At 68.9% G+C, this 20,876-nt stretch carries 11 protein-coding genes; 6 read left to right on the forward strand and 5 right to left on the reverse strand.

Going from position 1 to position 20,876, the window contains the following annotated elements; genetic code table 11:
- The first annotated feature begins 61 nt into the window (after positions 1 to 61).
- Genes ACYVF7_RS17775 through ACYVF7_RS17785 form a run of 3 tightly spaced genes read left to right on the forward strand, consistent with a single transcriptional unit; the run spans position 62 to position 8,810 of the window.
- Positions 62 to 3,508, forward strand: a complete 3,447-nt coding sequence (locus tag ACYVF7_RS17775) for a hypothetical protein (protein WP_460341312.1) — start codon at positions 62 to 64, stop codon at positions 3,506 to 3,508.
- Between the two features lie 24 nt (positions 3,509 to 3,532).
- On the forward strand, positions 3,533 to 7,465 hold the full coding sequence (locus ACYVF7_RS17780) for a hypothetical protein (RefSeq protein WP_460341314.1): 3,933 nt from the start codon (positions 3,533 to 3,535) through the stop codon (positions 7,463 to 7,465).
- A 19-nt stretch (positions 7,466 to 7,484) separates the two neighbouring features.
- The gene (locus ACYVF7_RS17785; RefSeq protein ID WP_460341316.1) at positions 7,485 to 8,810 is read left to right on the forward strand and encodes a hypothetical protein; all 1,326 of its coding nucleotides are present in this window, start codon (positions 7,485 to 7,487) and stop codon (positions 8,808 to 8,810) included.
- Between the two features lie 13 nt (positions 8,811 to 8,823).
- Here the strand turns inward: ACYVF7_RS17785 and ACYVF7_RS17790 are convergent, their stop codons facing one another.
- The 3 genes from ACYVF7_RS17790 to ACYVF7_RS17800 are packed head-to-tail and all read right to left on the reverse strand — an operon-like array spanning position 8,824 to position 14,953.
- Positions 8,824 to 10,050 (reverse strand): alginate lyase family protein, encoded by a 1,227-nt coding sequence (locus tag ACYVF7_RS17790; RefSeq protein WP_460341318.1) that lies wholly within the window; start codon positions 10,048 to 10,050, stop codon positions 8,824 to 8,826.
- A 32-nt stretch (positions 10,051 to 10,082) separates the two neighbouring features.
- Entirely contained in the window at positions 10,083 to 13,439 is a 3,357-nt protein-coding gene (locus ACYVF7_RS17795) for an alginate lyase family protein (protein ID WP_460341321.1), read from the reverse strand.
- Positions 13,436 to 14,953 carry a glycosyl hydrolase family 28 protein gene (locus ACYVF7_RS17800; protein ID WP_460341324.1) on the reverse strand — a complete coding sequence of 506 codons (1,518 nt, stop codon included), beginning with the start codon at positions 14,951 to 14,953 and terminating at the stop codon, positions 13,436 to 13,438. The genes ACYVF7_RS17795 and ACYVF7_RS17800 overlap by 4 nt, the downstream gene beginning before the upstream one ends.
- A 258-nt stretch (positions 14,954 to 15,211) precedes the next feature.
- Between ACYVF7_RS17800 and ACYVF7_RS17805 the strand changes: the two genes are divergently transcribed.
- The 3 genes from ACYVF7_RS17805 (at position 15,212) to ACYVF7_RS17815 (ending at position 19,028) form a co-directional block, all read left to right on the forward strand.
- Entirely contained in the window at positions 15,212 to 16,219 is a 1,008-nt protein-coding gene (locus tag ACYVF7_RS17805) for a hydroxyacid dehydrogenase (protein WP_460341327.1), read from the forward strand.
- A 64-nt stretch (positions 16,220 to 16,283) separates the two neighbouring features.
- On the forward strand, positions 16,284 to 17,351 hold the full coding sequence (locus ACYVF7_RS17810; RefSeq protein WP_460341329.1) for a LacI family DNA-binding transcriptional regulator: 1,068 nt from the start codon (positions 16,284 to 16,286) through the stop codon (positions 17,349 to 17,351).
- A gap of 33 nt (positions 17,352 to 17,384) precedes the next feature.
- Complete coding sequence (locus ACYVF7_RS17815) at positions 17,385 to 19,028, forward strand: glycoside hydrolase family 43 protein (protein WP_460341332.1); 1,644 nt, start codon at positions 17,385 to 17,387, stop codon at positions 19,026 to 19,028.
- A 40-nt stretch (positions 19,029 to 19,068) separates the two neighbouring features.
- On the opposite strand, the gene ACYVF7_RS17820 is transcribed toward ACYVF7_RS17815, so the two are convergent.
- Positions 19,069 to 19,992: a carbohydrate ABC transporter permease gene (locus ACYVF7_RS17820; RefSeq protein WP_460341335.1), complete on the reverse strand. Its 924-nt coding sequence runs from the start codon at positions 19,990 to 19,992 to the stop codon at positions 19,069 to 19,071.
- Entirely contained in the window at positions 19,989 to 20,873 is an 885-nt protein-coding gene (locus ACYVF7_RS17825; protein ID WP_460341338.1) for a carbohydrate ABC transporter permease, read from the reverse strand. The genes ACYVF7_RS17820 and ACYVF7_RS17825 overlap by 4 nt, the downstream gene beginning before the upstream one ends.
- Positions 20,874 to 20,876 lie beyond the last annotated feature (3 nt).

Raw genomic sequence — 20,876 nt, forward strand, 5'->3', positions numbered from 1 at the left:
GGGCCGGGGGAGTCGCTTTCGATGGTTTTTTGGCATGCGTCCTCAATGGGGAGGGCGGCCGATGGCTGAGTGGGCGAATTCCGGCAAATCTCCCCTGCAGCATTCCGTCTCCAGGCGCACCGTATTGCTGTCGGCCGGTGGCGCGATCATGGTCGTCGGGCTCGGTTCGGGCGACGGGCCACGACTCGCTCCGCGGGCGTTGTCGGCCGGGGCGGCGGGCGCGCCGACGGCGACCCTGCACTTGGTCCGTCCGCAGGACATGCTCGTTCTCGACTTCGACTTCTACAACCTGGCGCCGACGTTCGACACCGACCCGCCGCAGTTGCGCCGCGTGGACTCCTCGATCCTCGCCTACGTCGTGGTCCGCTTTGGATCACAGCACGTGATGGAACAGACCATCTTGGAGGACGCGAGCGATCCGCACCCACCGCCCGGCACCGTACGGAGCAAGGGGGTCGGTCCCAGCCGGATCGTGTTCGTCGTGCCGGAGACGGTCAAGCTCCTTCCGTACACCGAGGAAGGCCTGTTGCGGTGGTGGCAGTGGATCATGCAGGTCCCCACCGGATTGCCCAACGGGTCGCCTCCCGATGAGTTGCACACCGACCTGTTGCTGGTCGACTGGCTGCATCTCACTCCCGGGTGGGAGTCCCCGGAGCCGACGTCCACCTGGGCGCATTCCGCCACGCCTGTCACCCGTGGCGACCGGACGGAGCTCTGGCACACCCGGCTGTCGCCGCGCGGTCCGAAGGGGAGGCCGCAGGAGTCGATCGGCGTCCCGACGCCGGCCGACGTCGCCATTCCGAAGCTGCGCGCCGTCTACCGCGACCAGCCGGCCGGGGATGAGGCCTCGGTCTACCGCGACCTGCTTCCGCCGCATTTCGTCGATCCGCCCACCCAGATCGTCCAGCTGGCCGGCAATCCGACGCTCGGCGCGTACAAGCGGATCAACGCCAACCTGCTCGCGCTCAGCGCGGTGGGCGCCACGCTGGACTTCGACGTCCAGTGGATCCCGACGGTCGGGTTCGAGCTCAAGCGCTGGGAGCACCATTCCTGGCTGGGCCGCGACAACAAGGTCGTCGTCGAGGAGTACGGCTTCCTGTTCCCGTTCGGGCATCGCGCGGAGCTGATCTCCGAGACCAAGCGGCAGGTCGATTCGGACACCGGGGTCGCCTACCTGAAGCAACGCCTGTTCATCCGGATCACCGAGCGCGTCAAGACCTATGCGGCGCCGTTCCAGAACTGGGGTGGGCGCGCGTTCCCGTTCACCGACATCGCGATCAAGAACACCACGCTTCCGGACCTGCCGGAGAAGCTCGACCCGCTCCTGGGCGGGCCGCCCGACGCGACGTCGCCCGCGTTCTGGATCCAGGACATCAACGCTCTCAAGTCCGGCGGTGGCCACTCCGACGTGGTCTTCGCATTCGTGGCCACCGACGTGACCGGCCGGCGGATCGAGTTCACCTCGCCGATGGCGTTCATGCCGGCGGATCCCGCCCGGAACACCGGCGACCCCCTGTTCAAGAGCGTGCTCGGCAAGTTCGGCACCTACGCCGACATCGTCGGGACGGAGGTGGACGCCCGGCGGGTGATCGACCTGCGCGGCCAGACCGTGGCCTACGCGAAGGAGGAGACGCCGGGGACGGCGAGCTTCCCGACGGTCCGCTGGTATTGGGGCGTCGAAGGGCCGCGGGGCACCGTGCTCCCCCCGCTCGAACCCGGCCGGTCCTCGGACGGCAACGACCACGCGCACGTGGATTCGCCGGTGTTCTACCCGAGGCTGCTCGCCGCCGAGGCCCAGGTCCCGGCCGTCGACGCCATCATCGGCACCGGCGGTCCGGTGTTCCTCATGCCGGATCCGAAGTACCTCGAACATGACTTCGGGTTCAACACGGCGCTGGTCGCCGCCGGAAACGACCCGCAGATCTTCATGCGGGTGCAGGACTCGGTCGCCGCCCTCGACCGGTTGAGCCGGGGGGACCGGAGCAAAGACAAGCCGGTCGTGCGTTCGGTCGACAACAGCCTCAACGCCGGCGGCATCGCCACCCCACATATGGCGATCGGCGGCCTTTCCAGGGTCACCGGCGTGAACCTCGGGCTGCAGGACTCGATCGACACCACCCAGGACAGCGGAAAGATAAAGTTCGACCAGGCCTTCCCGCCCAATATCAAGGACCTCGTCTCACAGGCGGGATTGTTCGGTGAGATCGCCCTGGGCCTGCTCTTCGATGAGGGCAACATCAAGGACCACGGGCCGAGAATACGTAAGGTCTTTGATTATCCAAAGGACAAAGACGGCCATGTGCATCGCGGCTATGCACCGGTCGGCCAGACCATCACCATGACGTTCGAGGAGACCGTGACGGCCAAACCGCCACCTCCCTTCAAGTCGATAACGGGGGCCGGCGGTGTTCTGACGAGGGTCTCGCTGGTCGTCACCAATCAGATCCTTTTCGATAACAAGGACGCCGACACGGTCGACAAGGCGATCGCCAAGATCGACGCGAGCGTGACGGACTTCAAGATCGATCTGACGCCCATCGTCGTCACGTTCAACAAGTTCGTCTTCTCGTACCAGCTGGGCCCCGGCGCGAAATGCGATCCGGACATCAAATCCATCGAGCTCTCCGCGCCGCTGGATTTCCTGAGCGGATTGATGAAGCTCATCGGCCTGGCGCCCTCGGACTCGGCCACGCTTGCCGGTAAGCGACTCGCCGCCAGGAACAAGTTCGGACTCGGCTTCAAGATAACCGACTTCGACACGACCAAGATCGGGGTCGGCGTCTCACTCAACTTTCCCGATCTCGCGCTGGGGCTCTTCACGCTCGAAGGGATCCACGTTGACGTCGGCGTGATCCTCCCCTTCTCGCCGCTCGCGCTGGGCGGGCCGGTGACGGGCACCGCGGCGGCGAAGGGTGGCCCGTTGCGGGCCTCGCTCGGCTTCGGGGCCCCGGCCGACAAATTCAAGGTCAGCGTCTACGGCCTCGGCGGTGGCGGGCACTTCCTGCTGGAGGCCAGCACGAGAAGGCTGGAGAAGCTCGAAGCGTCGATCGAGGTCATCGGCAATGTGTCCCTCGACCTCGTCGTCGCCTGCGGCCGGCTCCTCATCGAGCTCGGTGTCTTCTTCAGCTCGCAGGTCAAGGAGAGGGATGCTCCCCAGGTAGGCAGCTACACCGAGGTTCACCTGGGCGGTTACATGCGGGCCACCGGCCGCCTGAGCGTCCTCGGGCTGATCAACATCACCGCGGAGCTCTACGCCGACATCGAGTACGTCAACCAGGCCGGCGTCGGTTCCGTCTGGTTCCACGCGCACCTGACCGTCTCCATCGACATCACGTTCTGGCACGTGAGCGTGGGGATCGAATTCACCAAGGTCTTCGGCGGCGGCGGCTCGCCGAGCACCGTCGCCGCGCACGCGTCGGCCCGTGCCCTCACGGATCGCAGCCATACCTTCGGCGATCTGATGAGCAGGGACGACTGGGCTCTCTACTGTGCCTCATTCGCCGGCTGACGCTGATCCGCGAGGAGTTGTGAAATGGCCGCGTCACAAATCGTGTGGACGCCTGTGCCGAACGGCTATGCCAACGGCATGCTGCGGATATCCGTTCTCGTCGCGCCCCGGCTGTCGGGCGCCACGACGCTGAGCGGTTTTACCGACTGGCTGACCTGGCCCCAGGTCAAGCCGGTGTACTCGGTGACCTTCCAGGGCGGAAGGAAGGCACCCGCCACCATCACCAGTCCGGCCCCTCGGCTGGATCTGTGGCAGCGGCTCTTCACCAAGGACACCCCGGTCGCGGCACGGCCCGTGCCGCTGGCCGCCACGGGCGTTCCGCCCATTCGTTCCTGGCCGAGCGTCGCGGCCCGGTCCATGGCCTACGCCGAGCACACCCGGACGATGGCGTTCCATCCGACGGCGCCGGCGACCGTCAACGACCACTTTCCGAGCGAGGGGCGAGAAATCGCCTGGAAGCGCCTCGCGGAGAGCGAATCGATCACCGACATTTATATGTCCCCGAAGCGGCGACTGGAAGCCATCGCGGCGATCAACACGGAACTGGCCAAGGGCTTCTTCCTGGGAGGCGCGCTGCCCGGGTTCTCCGCGGCGAAGATCAACTTTCTGCTCGCCGAGCTGTTCCACAACCGGAAGGACAACACGAATCCCGCGCCGAAGACCCATACCCTTGCCGCCCACATGAACATCATCCAGAATCCCGGCGATCTGGACTTTCACGTGGCGTTGAGCTCTTTCGCGCAGTATCCGATGTTGCAGCGCTCGCTCGGCCTGATCGTGGACCTCACCGTGGACCCGGCCGCGATCGGGATTCCCATTCCCAGCGACCCGGCCAACCTCACCCTGGAGGTCGACTGGCCGGGAGCCGCCTCGTACGACGCGGTCTACCCCGTGGTGGCCACGACGCTGACCAAGACCGCGTTCGCCGCGAAGCCCTCGGGCACGACCACGAAGGACGGCTTCCTCGCGCTCAACACCGACCAGTACGGCGTCATCGAGGTCGAGGCCGACTCGGCCGCCGCCCTGCTGACGACGTTCAGCACGACCCTCAACACCCGCAACACGGCCCCGATCTTCGGGCTCAAAAGAGCAGACAAAACCCGCCCTCATGACAGCGGCGGGGAGCCCGCGCCCGTGCCGGCCCTGCGCAGCAGTGGCTTTTCCATCGTTCAGTTCGGCCGTGCGAAGCAGCTTCACCAGACGCTGACGAAGACCACGACGAGGGCGGCGAACCTCACCGGGCTCGCCACGGACCCCTTCTCCGCCGAGGACCTCACCTACGGGGTCCGGGTCGACGTCTGGGACGACACGTCCAAGCGCTGGTACAGCCTGTGCCGCCGCAAGGGGACCTACGACGTCAACGGAATGACGATCACCGCCGAGGACGAGGGCATCGTCCACCTCGCGCACACCCAGCGGGTCGACGATCCGACGATCTACCTGCACGAGTCGGTGTTCAACTGGAGTGGCTACAGCCTGGTGACCAACCGTCCCGGAAGCACGCAGGAGACGATCAACGGGAAACAGGTGACGGTCGGCCCCGACAGTGACGCCACCGGTCCGGTGAAGCTCAAGACCTCCTTTCACGCGACCGGGCTCCCCAAGCTGCGCTACGGCCGGATCTACCGGTTCCGGGCGCGGACCGTGGACATCGCCGGAAACGGCCGAGGACCGGAGGACCCGGCCACGGATTCCAGTTCCCCCGTGGTCGAGTACCTGAGGTTCGAGGCGGTCACCGCGCCCGTGCTCCTGCCGACCGCTCCGCGGACCACGGGAGAGTCGGCACTGCTCATGGTGATCAGGGGGAACTACAACGCTCCGGCCACGGGGGACTGCCAGCGCCACGTCGCCCAGCCGAGGATGAGCCAGCTGATGGCGGAGCACCACGGGCTGTACGACGTGCGGGCCTCACCCCTCAACCCAGGCGGGATGGACGTCTCCGCCTACTCCGAGATCGCCGAACGCGACAGGAGATCGCTGAACTCCGGCGGCACCGCCGATCCGGACGGCTGGGGCGACACCCACTACCACTCTGACCCGGTGCTCGCGGTCCCGTACATCACTGATGTGCTCGCTCGCGGCGTCGCCTTCCGCGGGCTCCCGGGAACGGACGCCGATGAGGTCTTCTCCGTCGACTTCGCGAATCTTCTCCCGCTGGGAGGGCCCAGCGCCTTCCGGATCCGCCTGATCAACGGTACGGGACGACCGAACTACGATCGCGTGTCCCGCGTCCTGACGGTTCGGCTCCCTCCCGGCGAGACCGTCGACGTGGCCTACTCCAGCCGGATGAACGACGCCGACGTGGACCTGCTGGGGGTCTGGAACTGGTTCGTGCGGAGCGGGCACACCCCCAGCGGCGGACGGACCGTCGCGGACCTCCGTAAGCTCGCCGCCCAGGGGCAGCTCTGGCAACTGACCCCGCCGAAGACGCTGCGGCTCTCCCACGCCGTCATCCAGCCCATCGCACCACCCACGTACGTCAAGCCGGTGGCGGTGCGCCGGCCGGGAGACACCACGGCACGCATCATCGACGTGCTGAAGTTCGACCGGGCGAGCACGCACCACGTGGACATCGAGGCGACGTGGACCGAGCCGATCGACGACCCCGGTAACCCGGAGCCGACCCAGCGCACGGGCAGCGCGCACGTCGTGAAGCTCGTCGCGGCGGCGGACGACCCCGCGGGCGACCGGCTGTCCCTCAGCGAGCCTCACGAGTTCCACGACACGATCCACCGCCAGGTCACCTTCGGCGCGACCGGCGCGTCGCGTTACGTGGAGTTCTTCGTGACGAAGACCGAGGTCGCACTGTCGGGGACCACACCGGTCACGCTGGCCAAGGGCGGCATCGCGCCGGGCACCCTCACCGTCACCGATCTCCTTACCAACAAGGTCTTCAAGCAGGACTTCAGCTCGTCGAGCGAGGTGGTGGGGGACTACGTCGTGAGCCACACGGTTGGGACGCTGGCCCGGTCCGGCCAGGGATCGGCCATCGCCGACGGCGCCACCGTGGCGGTCGAATTCGTCGAGGGCTCGGTGACCAGGACGAACACCGAGGCACAGCAGCCGGTCGTGGTGAACGTGCGATCCTCGGCGCGGCCGTCGGTCCCCGACATCGCCTACATCGTTCCCACCTTCGGCTGGGAGAAGACGGCCGACAGCACGAAGATCTCCAGTATCCGGCGCGGAAACGGACTGCGCGTATATCTCCGCCGACCGTGGTATTCGTCGGGCGACGGCGAGATCCTGGGCGTCGTCCTGTTCGAGGGAAAGGGCGAGCTGCCGACGAAGCTCCGGCAGTACGTCACCTTGCGCGGGCAGGACCCGATATTCGCCTCCGCGCCGACGACCGCCGCCCCCGGCATGAGCGAGTTTCCGCTGGCCCACGGCCCGAAGCCGGGGTATCGCCTGGCCGAGTCGGACCATCTGAAGGAGCTCACCGAGACGGTCGCCGTGGCTCCGCACACGGTCGCCTACGACAGAGATCGGCAGATGTGGTATTGCGACATCACGATGACGCAGGACAATTCCTACAACCCCTTTGTCCGGCTCGCACTGGCGCGTTTCCAGCCGAACTCCTTGAGCGGCCTCGAGATATCACCGGTCGTGCTGGCCCAGTTCGCCCAGCTCAATCCGGACCGCACCCTGTCGATGGTCTTCAACGCCTCCGACGCGACTCTCGTTCACGTCGGCGTCGCGGGCACGACCTACACGGCGGCCACGGACAAGAAGGCGCAGCTGAAGGTCCTGGTCCAGGTGGCCGACCCGAAACCGGTCGGGGCCGTGGGCTGGAGAACGGACTCAGAGGTCGAGCTCGCGCCCTCCGGCGGCCAGTGGGGCAGCGACATCAGGCTGCCCGCGAGCCGCGGCAACCGGCCGATGCGGCTGGTGGTCGAGGAGCGTGAACGGCTGTTCGACCAGGGCACCCGGCTCGTCTACGTAGACGCCATCGAGATCTGACAGCGAAGGAACGACAACGATGAGACGAAGCCCCTGGTTTCCGCGCCTGGCCGTCGTGGCCGTCCTCGGCTGTTCCAGCGTGGTCGCCGTCCACCCCACGGCCGATGCCGGTACCCGCACAGGCAGGCCACGGCCGGCGCAGGTGAAGTCACGCGTTCTGCGTGCGTCGAAGGCTCTGGCGCGGCGGGCCGGGTCCGCCCTCCCGGCCGGAGGGTTCGGGAACGGCGTGTTCCAGGTCTATGAGACCCCGGCGCGCAGCAGCGCCGGGGTCGGCCAGTTCACGGTCATGACCGGCGCGAACAACCCTGCGGGCGCGGGCCGCGACGTGCTGTTCGGCCAGGGAGCGCCCGGGACGAGCTACATGATCGTCCGTGACGTGACCGCGGGCGTGGACTATGTGCAGGGCCGGATGCTCACCCACGCGAACGAGGTTTCGCTCGACGACCGGGCGAGCTTCCAGCAGACCACGGGGACCACCAGGACGACCAACTGGCAGGCCGGAGCCTTCATCCTGACTCAGGACGTCTCGGTCACCGGCGACACCGCGGCGAACTCACGTGTCACCGTCACGACGACGATCAACGATTTCAACACGCCTCGGCACAAGTACCAGATCCAGTATCTGTGGGACACCGCGATCGGCGCCGATGACGGACCCGTCATCCAGCCCCGTACGGCGGGCGTGCCCTACGGACCGTTCGACCCGACCGTCGGCGTGGAGCAGACCAGCACCGTGGCGGGCGACACCGTCGTCGTCAACAACGGGCCGCCCAGCCTGGCCGTGGCGCTGTCGGGTTCCGACGATCCTCAAGCGGTGCCCGATTCCGTGAAGTACCTGTGCTGGCCGGATGCGATCTTCGCCCCGCTCGGCGGATACGTCACCGACAACACCCGGGACATCAGCGACTCCCGGTCCGACTGCCTCGACCAGCAGGGAAACGCCGACTCGGCGGTCGAGTACCTCTGGTCGGCGGACGCGAACACGAGCCCCTCCGGGCAGGTCAAGGTCGCGGCCTCCCTCAGGATGAGCCCGCCGACGCCGTACGCCACGACGATGCGGGCCGGGGGCATCTCGCTCGGTTCGGCGACGGCGACCCTCACCGACACCGCGACCGGGAAGCCGATCGCGGGTCGCGCCGTGAAGTTCACCGCCGGCGGACGTACGGCCTGCGACCTGGTCACCGACGCCGCGGGGAAGGCCACCTGCGGCGGCCTGCTCAGCGGCCTCCTCGGCTACGACGTGAGCTTCGTCGGAGACGCCATCTGGGCCTCGTCCACCGCCCACGGCGGCCTCCTGCTGAGAGGCCGCCGGTCTTCGGGCGGGGACGAACCCAGGCCGCACTAGAGCCGGGGACCACTCACTTGGCGTACATCAAGGTGCCGAAGCCGAGCTGGTCGTAGCCGCCGCTGTCGGAGCCGTAGTCGCCGCCTCCGCCTTCGGGGCGTCCCTTCCCGGCGATGGCGGCGATGTACGGGACGTTCAGGTTGAGGCGACGGGCGTAGTGGTAGTAGATCATGTCCCACACCGGCCGCACCTGCCCGCGCGAGGCGGAGGAGATCACGGTCTGCGACTGCTTCGCGCAGGTGGTGCCGCTACCCCAGTTGTAGGTGGTGAACGGCACGCTGTTGCCGGTGTTGTACTTGGCGACGTACTGCGCGGCCTTCATGAACCGCCGGCCGTCGTAGCTGTAGAGGTCGGTGCCCTGGTTCCAGGCCATCTCGCAGATGGCGCCCATCTGGCCCATGCCCATCATGGTGTGGCCCTGGTCCCGGCCCGACTCCTGCCACTGGCCGAGGTCGTACCCGCCCACGTTGGAGTAGAGGAAGGGCACGGCGTGGGCGATGGAGCCGTTCCCCGCGCCGCTCTTGAAGTAGTTGACGGCCTGGTCGAACTTTGCCGCGTTGTCGGTGAGGATGCCGATGGCGAGCACCGAGGCGACGTTGCACAGATCCCAGTTCGCCCAGTAGTTGGTGATGCAGGCGCCGTTGTGGTTGGTGAGGAACTGGTTGTTGAGCGGGTAGAAGACGTTGACCATCATCTTCTGGAACCGGGCGAGGTCGAAGCCGCTGTAGCCGCGCATCAACTCGGCCGCGTTGGCGAACTCCCAGCCGTAGATCCCGGCGGCGAGGAACCGGTCGGCGTCGCCGGTGACGGTCGTGAGCTTGGCGGACCAGGCGTTGAGGATGTCGCGCGCGCAGTCGCCGTTGGCGGTGGTTCCGGCGACGTTCCAGCGCAGGGCGTTCTGGTACGCGGCGGCGATGTCGTTGTAGAGGATGCCGTAGTTCTGGCCGGTGCCGCCGCGGATGATGGTGGCCTGCGGGTTGGCCTTCCAGGTGCTCGCCGAGTGCGGGTTGGCGACCAGCCGGTTCCAGCCCGACAGCCACGGGTCGTTCCCGGCCTTCACCCGCACCTTGGCGCGGTTGATGTCGCCTGCGTTGTGCAGCATGCCGGGGTGGGTGAAGGTGGCGGGCGCGGCGCTCGCCCTGCCGCCGATGAGCGCCGCCGCGGTGCCGGCCGCGGCGACGCCGCCCGCTGTGCGTAGCAGGTCGCGTCGGCTCATCCGGTGCGTGTTCCTGCCGTCCATTGGTGGGACTCCTTCCCTGCGGGGACTTTCGGTCAGGAGGTGGTCTGCGTGACGCTCACGTGGTCGAAGAGCGCCGTCGTCAGGGCGGCCGGATCGCGGGAGCACACCACGAGGCCGGCGTAATAGGGGGCGTCGCCGAAGGCGGGGATGGTGCCCTGGCCGATGGGGGTCCAGGTCAGGCCGTCGGAGGAGACGCTCGCGGTGAAGGTGGTACCGGCCCGTGCCAGGCGCAGCCAGAGGGGAAGCCGGACCGCGGAGCCGCCCGACAGCGTCGTGCCTCCGCCGGCGACGGTCTTGCGCAGCAGGAGCTGTGGCGTCCCGGCCTCGGCACCGCCCGTGCTGGTCACGATGGCTCCGGCCGCCTGGTCGAACGGCGAGAGCGACTTGGCCATGAGCAGACCCACGCGATCGGCCGTCACCGCCCCCGCGCGGGAGACGACGCGGGCGGTGACCACGTGGTCGCCGGTGACGGGAACGCGGGCGAACTGCCCGGTCCAGCCTTGGCCGTTGACGTTGAGGTCGGGACCGGCGCCGCGCACGGTGAAGACGCCGTCGTCATGACTCGTGATCCCTGGGGCGTGAACGGCGGCGACACCGAAGGTGCCCGACCGCCGTTCGTCGAGGATGACATCCCCGACGTCGCCGTACGACCAGGGTTCGGGCGGCGGCGTGCCGACCGTGAGGGCGAGGGGAGCGGAGACGGACGCCGTGGCGTTGGCCGCCGTCATCACGACCGTGAACCGGCCCGTCTCGGCGGGCTTCCCAGAGATCAGACCGGTGCGGTGGTCCAGGCGAAGGCCCTCGGGCAGACCACGGGCGGAGAAACGCACCGGGTCGGACGAGGCTCCGATCAGGTACCGGAACGGTTCACCCCGGTCGGCGAACGCCTCGGCCGGGCCGGTGATCACGGGTGCCGGCGGGGTCGGCATGACCGCGCTCACCGGCGCCGAACGCGGCCCTCGGCCACCGGCGTTGGTCTTGGCGACGACGTAGCGATACGTCTTTCCCGGCGTTCCAGTGGTGTCGGAGAACCGCATGCGCGTGCCGAAGCCGACCGGTGCCACGCCGGTGGCGATCGGCTTGTACGGCCCGCTTCCGGCGGTCGCGCGCAGCACCGTGTAGGTCGCGGACAGATCCGGGTCGCTCCAGGTCAGTTCGATCGCGCCGCGCCCGGCGTCGGCCCGCAGGCCGGTGGCGGTGCGCGCGGGGCGAGGCGTCGTCCAGCCGCCGTCGGCGGTCACGGTGACGTTGTCGAACGCGGCCGTTCCGGTCTCGGCGTACGGTTCGTCGACGCCGAGGCAGGAGCACAGCACCAGGCCGGCCTGGACCTCGGGGCCCAGGTCGATGTCGGTGGAGCCCACCTCGGTCCACTCCGCGCCGTCCGGGGAGATCGACCCGACGAAGCGGTTCCGCCTGCGTTCCAGCCGTACCCAGTACGGCATGCGCATCCGGTAGCCGTCGCCCGCCGCCTCCACGTACGGCGCCGTCAGCGGTGTCGCGGAGTCCGGGAGCGTGCCGAGGTCCGAGAGCGGGAAGGCGGCCGCCGTCGTGATGGCCTGCTGCTGTGACGGCGGCACCGGTGTGCTGCCGGTGGCCGAGGTCGGGCCGCCGGACGAGGCCCGCGTGGTCCACACACCGCTCCAGGTGCTGAGCGGAAGCCCTTGGACCAGCATTGAGGCGTGCGGCGCGCCGGCCGTCAGCGCGCCGCGCATGGTCACGCCCACCTTGGAGTACTGCGAGCTCAGCGGCCACACGACCCGTGCCGTGACGACGCCGTCGCCGCGCAGCGGAAGATGGACGAGGTGAAAGGCGTCGGCCGTACCGCCGATGTCCGCGCCGCCCGCCTCCAGGGTGAACCGCTCGCCGTCGAAGGCCGCGCCGCCCGGTGTCCGGACGTCACCGACGTCGCGGGCGGTCCACGGTTCCGGCAGCCCGGCGCAGGCGGCGATCACGGCCGAGCCGGCGCTGCGACCGGCGGCGTTCGCCGCGGACACGGTGTAGTGGTACGTCCGGCCGCGGTGCGGCGGCCGGTCCGTGTACGACGTCGTCCCGACCCCGTCGGCGATCCGCTCGTACGGTCCGTCCGGGGCGGTGGCGCGCAGCACCGTGTAGGTGTCCGCCCACGCGGCGGCGAGCCAGGAGATCGTGACGGTGCTCTCCGCGGGCACGGCGTGCAGTCCGGCGGGCGCGGCCGGCGGGGCGGCGGGCGGTGCCGGCGTGGCCGTGCCCGCGAACGTCAGGGTGCCCCAGCTTGGCAGGTCGTCGTTGCCTCCCTCCACGACGCGGGCGCCGCCAGGGCCGCGGAAGACCGCCTGTTCGGTGTACGGCGCGGGCAGCCCGCGGACACCGTGGTAGTGCGCGTAGGCCATCTCATAGATCGGAGGCAGGTTGCCCCGCGATATCGCTGAAACGGACAGCTTGACGTACTTGCCGGTCCGGTCCAGGTCCGCGACGAAGGGCACGTCGTGGCCGAGGTTGTAGCGCGCGGCGTACTCGACGTTCGCCAGGATCCGGTCGCTCAGGTACCCGTACAGGTCGACGCCCTGGTTCCAGGCGACCTGTGCGACGTCGGTCAGCAGACCGACGGCCAGTTGCTCATGCCCTTGGTCGCGGCCGCTCTCCTGGCCCTGGCCGTCCGCGGTGACGACGCGGTGGGGCACGCTGCCGTTGCCCGCTCCGGCGACGGCGAAGCGCAGGGCGTCCTCGAACAGGGTGCGGTCCTCGCAGAAGACGCCGATGGCGATGATCGTCTGCATGGCCGTCAGGTCCCAGTTGCCGTTGGCGTAGAGCATGTAGCCCGAGACGGCCCGGTACCAGACGTCGAGGAACGACTGCTCGCATCGGGCGATGTCCGCCCGCGCCCAGCCGTCGTAGCCGCCGTGCCGCAGCAACTCCGCCGCGTTGACGAACTTGAAGCCCTGCAGGCCGGCGCCGAGCTGACCGTCCGCTCCGGTGATGGCCCGCAGCGACGCCGACCAGGCGTTGAGGATGTCGCGTGCCTTGTCCGCATGAGCCCGCTCGCCGGTGACGCACCACATCAGCGCGTTCTGGTAGGCCGCGGCGGAGTCGGCGACCGCCTCGCTCATGTGGTTCGCCGGGCCTCGGCCCCAGGAGGTGATCTGTCCCGTGTTCTGCACGGTGTAGCCGGCGGACGAGCGGGGGTGCGCGGCCAGCGCCAGATAGCCGGAGTAGACGGGGTCCCGGCGGGCCGCGACGGCCGCCTTCATGCGGTCCAGGTCGTCCTGCCGGTGCAGGATCCCCGGGTGGGCGAAGGCGAACGGCGTCCCCGTGACGCGCTCGTCCGCCCGGGGAAACAGCGGGGTCGCGGTGGCGAGCGCCAGGGAGGACGCCGCGCCGAGGAATCCGCGGCGGCTCAGCGCGTGGGTCATCGGCCGGCCGCCTGGGCTTCGGCGGTGGTGATGAATTTCAGGCCCGTCACGTGCTCGTTGGCGTACATCGGCACGAAGTCCGCCGTCAGGTACCAGCTGGGCTTCTTCATGCTGTCGGCGATCACGGTGCCGTTGACGACGAGATTCTCGAAGGTGACGTCCTTGATGAGGCGCTGGTCGTCGTAGCCGACGAGCACTGACGGGTTGGCGTGCGTGCCGGTGTAGCGGAGGTTCTTGACGTACACCGACTCGATGCCCCGCCCGGGCGAGGTGTTGTACTTCGTGTTGTACATGATCCGCATGTTGATCAGCTGGCCCTGGCGGAAGTCCTCGACCCGGATGTCCTCGCACCGCACGTTCTTGATGAGGTTGCCATCCCCGGGGTTGAGCGCGATGCAGCCCTGGTAGAGCATCTGCGGCTCGCGGTGGTCGAGGATGTCGAGGTTGCTGAAGGTCAGGTCGGAGAGCGTCTCGGGGCTGTCGGAGTCGCCGTGCGTGCCGACGTTGATCGGGTGGGCGACGTCGGCCCAGAGCGTGGAGTTCTTGACGGTGATGTCGCTGCTGTCGCCGTAGTAGTTCCAGCGGTGGTTGTAGATGGCGACGCAGTCGTCGGCGTTGCGCATGAAGACACCGTCGATCACCGCGTTCCGGCAGCTGAACAGGTCGATGCCGTCCCCGTTGCCCTTGGCGCTGAACGCCCGCAGGTTCCGGATCGTCAGCCCGGTGACCTGACCGGCGGTGACGGCGTAGCCGTTCGGGTCCAGCATGGTGACGCCGTCGATGGTGATATCGGAGGAGTATTCGGCGGTCACGCCGCCCCCGGGCGCCGCCCAGATGACGCCGCGTCCGATCAACCTGGCGTTCTGGACGTTCGAGAACACCACCCGCGACTTCAGCACGGCGCCCCCGGCGAGGTAGACCGTCGAGCCGCTCGGGACGGTCACGGTGCCATCGGCCGTGGTGTGCACGCCGGGACCGAAGTAGATGACGTTCGGGTCGCCGGGGTGGGGAACGTCGGTCTCGACCGTGTTCGTCAGCAGGTGGACGCAGTCGAAGATGTCGTCGTTGACCTGGATGACGACGTTGCGGGGCTCGGTCAGGGTGAACGTCAGCGTGTCGCCGTGCACCCTGGGCTCGATGCCGTAGGAGTCCGGCCGGATCCTGGCGCTGTGGATCCGGCCCTTGGTGTAGGTGACCGAGACCTCCACGGAGCCGGTGAAGTCGAAGTACGCCATGGAGGAGTTCTGTATCTGGCCGGCGCTGGTGGTGGTGTTGATCAGGTTGAGCGTGGCCAGGTACACGCCCAGCGTCCGCCAGCGGCGCCGCGGTGTGCGGACCTTCACCACGAAGCTGTCGTTGACCGGCGCCTCGTTCGGAACGGGGTAGGTGACCAGCGAGGCGTCCGCCGCGTCACTCGCCGCTCGTGCGGTGCCCATCCTGCCGATGAGAGGGCCCGCCAAGGCCGCGGCACCCGCGGTCCGCAGGGCCGTACGACGGGACATGAAGGCGCTCATCAGATACCTCCGAGGGGGGCCCTGCCGTGAGGCGGGGAAGGATGCTGACGATAGAAAACGCTTACTGCGGAATGTACGACTGCTCAAGCGATGCCACAAGGGGTCGATGGCCGGGATGTTGCGCCGACGTTTCGTGAAGGTTGCGCAATGCCCGGTGTGAGCTGCATATACGCGCGGTGATCGGAACAGTGGTTGACCCTCTGAGGGGGCTACCTTACGATAGAAATCGTTTTCTATTTGATCATGGGGAGTTGGTCTATGGCCGACCGGCCGAAAGCGCTGTTCGCCATGCGCGCGCGGTATTTGTCCCAGCTCTTCCCGGTGCCTCTCCTGAGCCGCCTCGAGAAGCTGGTGGAGATCGACACCTCACTCGTGGCTCAGCGGTTCGATCAGCCGGACATCGTCCAGGCCCTCGCCGATACCGAGATCCTGATCACCGGATGGGGTGCTCCCCGGCTCGACGACGCCGTCCTCGCGGCCGCCCCGCGGCTGCGTGCCGTGGTGCATGCCGCCGGCAGCGTGCGCCACCTGGTCGGCGACGCCTGCTGGGAACGCGGCCTCCTGGTCTCCAGCGCGGCGCAGGCCAATGCCCTGCCGGTGGCCGAGTACACCGTGGCCGCGGTCCTGATGGCCGGCAAGGGCGCGTTCGAGGTCCGGGAACGCTACCGCGCCGACCCCGCCTACCGCCGTCCCGAAGACGATCCCGCCGTCGGGAACTACGGGCGCCGGGTCGGCCTGATCGGGGCGTCCAGGGTCGGCCGCCGCGTCCTCGAACTGCTCCGGCCGTACGATCTGACCCTGACGCTCGCGGATCCCTACCTGGACGCCGCCGAGGCCGGCCGCCTCGGCGCGGAGCTCCTGCCGCTGGACGAACTGCTGCGCACCAGCACGGTCATCAGCGTGCACGCGCCGGACATCCCGCAGACCCGCGGCCTGCTCGACCGGCGTCGCCTGGCGCTGATCCCGGACGGCGGCGTGCTGATCAACACCGCGCGGGGCGCCCTCGTCGACCACGACGCGCTGATCGCGGAGCTGGCCGACGGCCGGATCAGCGCGGTCCTCGACGTGACCGACCCCGAGCCGCCGCCCGCCGACTCGCCCCTGTTCCAGCTGCCCAACGTCTTCCTGACCCCGCACATCGCGGGTTCGATGGGCAACGAGCTGGAACGGCTGGGCCGGAGCGCGGTCGAAGAGCTGGAACGGCTGACGGCCGGGCGGCCGCTCGGCCACCAGGTGAACAAGACCGATCTGGACCGTGTGGCATGACCGTCCGGGCGAAGGGGTGGAGCCAATAGCATGACCTTGGACAGGCCGACAGGCGGGAGGATCGATGGCGAGACGCTCGGCCGCCGACGGCGCATCGCTCCAACGCCGCACGATCAAAGAGGTGGCCGCTCGCGCCGGGGTGTCCCCGGCGACCGTGTCCCGTGTCCTCGGCGGCACCTACCCGGTCGCCGCGGCGACCCGCGCCCGCGTACGGCGGGCGATGCGTGAGCTCGACTATGTCGTCAACGCCAACGCCCGCGCGCTGGTCGCCGCCACGTCGAACACCGTCGCCTTCGTCGTCAACGACGTCACCGGGCCGTTCTTCGCGCACATCGCCCGCGGCGTGGAGGAGCAGGCCACCGCCGAGGGCAGGCTGTGCCTCGTCTGCACCACCCACGGCGACCCCGACCGCGAGCTCGCGCTGATCAACCTGATGCGAGAGCAGCGCGCGGAGGCGGTGATCCTGGTCGGCGGTGTTCCCGAGACGCCGGAGTACCAGGACCGCATGGCCAAGCTCGCCAACGCCCTGGACGGGAGCGGTTCTCGCCTGGTCCTGTGCGGACGGCCGGCGCTGAACCAGGACGTCCCGCAGACCGTGGTCGAGTACGACAACGAGGGCGGCGCGTTCGCGATGACCAGCTACCTGCTGTCGGCCGGTCACGAACGCATCGCGCTGCTCGGAACGGTCGACGACCTGCCGACCTCGACCGGGCGGGTACACGGCTACGAACGCGCACTGCGCGGCCGCGGCCTTTCCACGGACCCGGACCTGATGGTCAAGGGCCCCTTCGCCCGCGAATTCGGATACCGCGCGACACGTGACCTCCTCGCCCGGAAGGCCGAGTTCAGCGCCGTCTTCGCCATGACCGACATGATCGCCGCCGGCGTGCTGTTCGCGCTGCGCGAGGCGGGAGTCCGCGTTCCGGACGACGTCTCCGTGGTCGGCTACGACGACATTCCCCTCGCCGAAGACCTCTTCCCGGCGCTGACGACCGTGCACGTACCGCACGAAGAGCTCGGTCGCGCCGCGGTCCGGATGGCCCTCAACCGGAGCGAGCACGGCGGCGGCCAGCACCTGAAGATGGGGACCCACATCGTCATCCGTGACTCCGTCGGGCCGGCGCGGAGCTGACGGCAGGTCCTCGGCACGTACGGAAGGATCACGATGACCGCGGGCCTGATACAGAACCCCGTACTGCCCGGCTTCCATCCGGACCCGAGCATCGTGCGCGTCGGCGCGGAGTACTTCCTCGCGACGTCCACCTTCGAGTGGTATCCGGGCGTCATGGTCCACCGCTCGGCCGACCTCGTCCACTGGGAGCCCGCCGGCCACATCCTCGACCGGCCCGACCTGCTCGACCTGCGCGGCGTGGCGGACTCCGCCGGGGTCTGGGCGCCTTCTCTCTCGTACCACGACGATCGGTTCTGGCTGGTCTACAGCATCGTGCGGACCGTGGGCTCCCCGTTCAAGGACGTCGACAACCTACTGATCACCGCACCCGCGATCGACGGCCCCTGGTCGGAACCGATCTTCCTCAACTCCTCCGGCTTCGACCCGTCCCTGTTCCACGACGACGACGGCCGCACGTGGCTGGCGAACCAACAGTGGGATCACCGCGAGGGCCACCCGTCCTTCGCGGGGATCGTCCTCCAGGAGTACGACCACGGCGAACGTGCCCTGGTCGGGGAGCCGGTCAACGTACTGCGCCACGACGAGCTCATCGAGGGGCCCAACCTGTACCGCCGCGACGGGTGGTACCACCTGATGCTCGCCGAAGGCGGCACCGGCTGGAACCACGGCATCCTGATGGCCCGCTCCCGCTCCCTGACCGGTCCGTACGAGCTCGACCCCGGTGGGTCCCTGCTGACCACCCGCGATTCTCCCGGCTTCCCGCTGCAGAAGGCCGGGCACGGCGAGCTCGTGGAGACCGCCGACGGCGAGTGGTATCTCGCGCACCTGGCCTCCCGGCCCGTGGACACTCCCGATGGGCCCCGCAGCATCCTCGGGCGCGAGACCTGCCTGCAACGCGTGGAGTGGACGGACGACGGCCGGCTGCGGCTCGCCGGCGGCGGCAGCAGACCGCGGCTGGAGGTCCTGGCACCGCGCTCGGCGCGCGTCGTGCCACCGCCGGCACGGCGTTCGGCGTCCACCGCGCAACCGCGCTCGGCGCCCGCCGCGCAACCGCCGGAGCGGCCGAGCCGCGACGACTTCGACGCTCCCGAGCTGGACCCGACCTGGAGCACGCTTCGGGTGCCCCCCGACGCGTCCTGGCTGAGCCTCACCGAACGCCCTGGCTGGCTGCGCCTGCGCGGCAGGCAGAGCCTCCATTCGCTGTTCGACCAGAGCCTCGTCGCCACGCCCCTCACCGCCGTGCGCTGCGAGGCCCGTACCGTGCTGGACTTCCGTCCCTCGCACTTCTCCCAGCTGGCGGGCTTGATCTGCTGGTACGACACCACCACGCACTACTACCTTCGCGTGACCCATGCCGAGGGGCGCGGACGCGTCCTCGGGATCGTCCTCACCGACGACGGCGTCTACCGCGAACTCCCCGACGACGACCTCGAGATCGCCGACTGGCCGCTGGTCCACCTGCGCGCCCGCTTCGACGGCGCCGAGCTGCGCTTCTCCGCCTCGCCGGACGGAACCGACTGGCGGCCGGTGGGCCCGGTCCTCGACGCGAGCAGGCTCTCGGACGACTACGGCGACCGGCTCCGCTTCACCGGCGCCCACGTGGGCGTGTGCGCCCAGGACCTCGGCGGCACCCGGCCCCCCGCCGACTTCGACCTCTTCGAGCTGCGTTCCCTCTAGGAGGCGGCCCTCCGGTCTCTCGAGCCGGCGGGCCGCGCGGTCACTTCAGGCTGCCCAACGTCACGCCGGAGCGCCAGTAGCGGCGCATCGCCACCATCATCACGGCCATCGGGACGATGGACAGCAGGCATCCGGTGAGGACCAGGCTGGTGAGGTCGACGCCCGTCTCGGCGCGCTTGCCGCTCCAGTTGTACAGGCCCAGGGCGAGCGTCCAGTTGTTCTCGCTGCGTAGCACGGTCAGCGGCAGGAAGAAGCTGTTCCAGGTGTTCACGAAGGCGAGCAGGAACACGGTGGCGCCGCCGGTGGTCATCAGCCGCAGCACGATGCCGGCGAAGATCCGTAGCTCTCCCGCGCCGTCCAGGCGGGCGGCCTCGAGCAGCTCGTACGGGACCGCCGCCTCGGTGTAGACCTTGGCGAGATAGACGCTGAACGGGTTGATCAGGCACGGGATCAGCATCCCCCAGGGGGTGTCCACCAGCCCCAGGGAGGAGAAGAACAGGTACAGCGGGAGCGTGAGCAGCGCGGTGGGGACCAGGAACGAGCCCACGACGCAGGCGAAGACGACCTTGCGACCGGGAAAGTCGAACCGGGCCAGTCCGTAGCCGGCGGCGAGCGCGACCAGCGTGCCGCCGAGGGATCCGACCCCGGCGTACAGGAACGAGTTGGCGATCCAGCGCCAGAAGATGCCGTGGTCGTAGCCGAACACCTGACGGACGTTCTGCCACAGGTGCATGCCCGAGAACCACAGCCCGTTCGTCTGGTAGAGGCCCGCCTGATCCTTGGTGGCGGCCACCAGCAGCCAGTAGACGGGGAACAGGCTGTACAGGGCGAACAGGACCAGCCCGATCAGGACGAAACGGTGACCGGCGCGGCGGGCCGCCGGGCTCACGTTGTCGGGACGGGTACGCCGCCGGACCGTGGGGCGCGGCTCGGCCTTCGGGGTGTCGGCGGACACCGCTGTCATGAGCCCTCCCGGGTCGTGAGCCGGTAGAAGACGTACGACGCGGCGCCCAGCAGGACGGCCAGCAGCACCGACAGGGCGGCGGCGTAGTTGTAGTTTCCGGCGTTGAACGCCTGGTTGTAGATGACCATGATCGGGGTGAAGCTGTCGGTGACGGTCTGCGGGGTGACGTGCCGGAACAGCATCGGCTCGTTGAAGATCTGCAGCATGCCGATGATGGAGATCATGCCGGTGAGCACCAGGGCCCCGCGGACGTACGGCACCTTGATGCGCAGCGCGATCCGCAGTTCGGACGCTCCGTCGACGCGGGCGGCGTCGAACAGTTCGCGCGGCACGCTCTGCAGCGCCGCGTAGATGATCAGCATGTTGTAGCCGATGCCGTGCCAGGTGAGCAGGTTGCCGATGGCGGGCCAGACCATGCTCGGGGCGAAGAAGTTCCACGACCAGCCGAAGGCCTTGCCGAGCGCGGTGAGCGGGCCGACGTCCGGGCTGTAGAGGTTGACCCAGACGATCGCCGCGACCACGCCCGGGATCATGTACGGCACCAGCAGCGCGATCCGGAACCGGTTGGCGACACGGCCGGCCAGGTGGTCGAGGAGCAGAGCGAGCAGCAGGCTGATGGCGAGCATCAGGGGAATCTGCACGCAGGCGAAGAGGAAGACTCGCCCCACCGCGCCGAGGAACGTCGCGTCGGACAGCCCGCGCCGGTAGTTGTGCAGGCCCGCGAACCGCGTCGTGCCGCCGCTCAGCCCCAGCCCGGACTGGCGGACGGTGAACAGGCTGCGTTCGATCGCGTAGCCGATCGGGACCACGTACAGGAAGACGAAGCCGAGCAGGAAGGGCGCCGTGAACCCGGCGCCCTTCCAACGCTGCGCGCGTACCATGCC

This window comes from Actinoallomurus acanthiterrae, assembly GCF_054775715.1.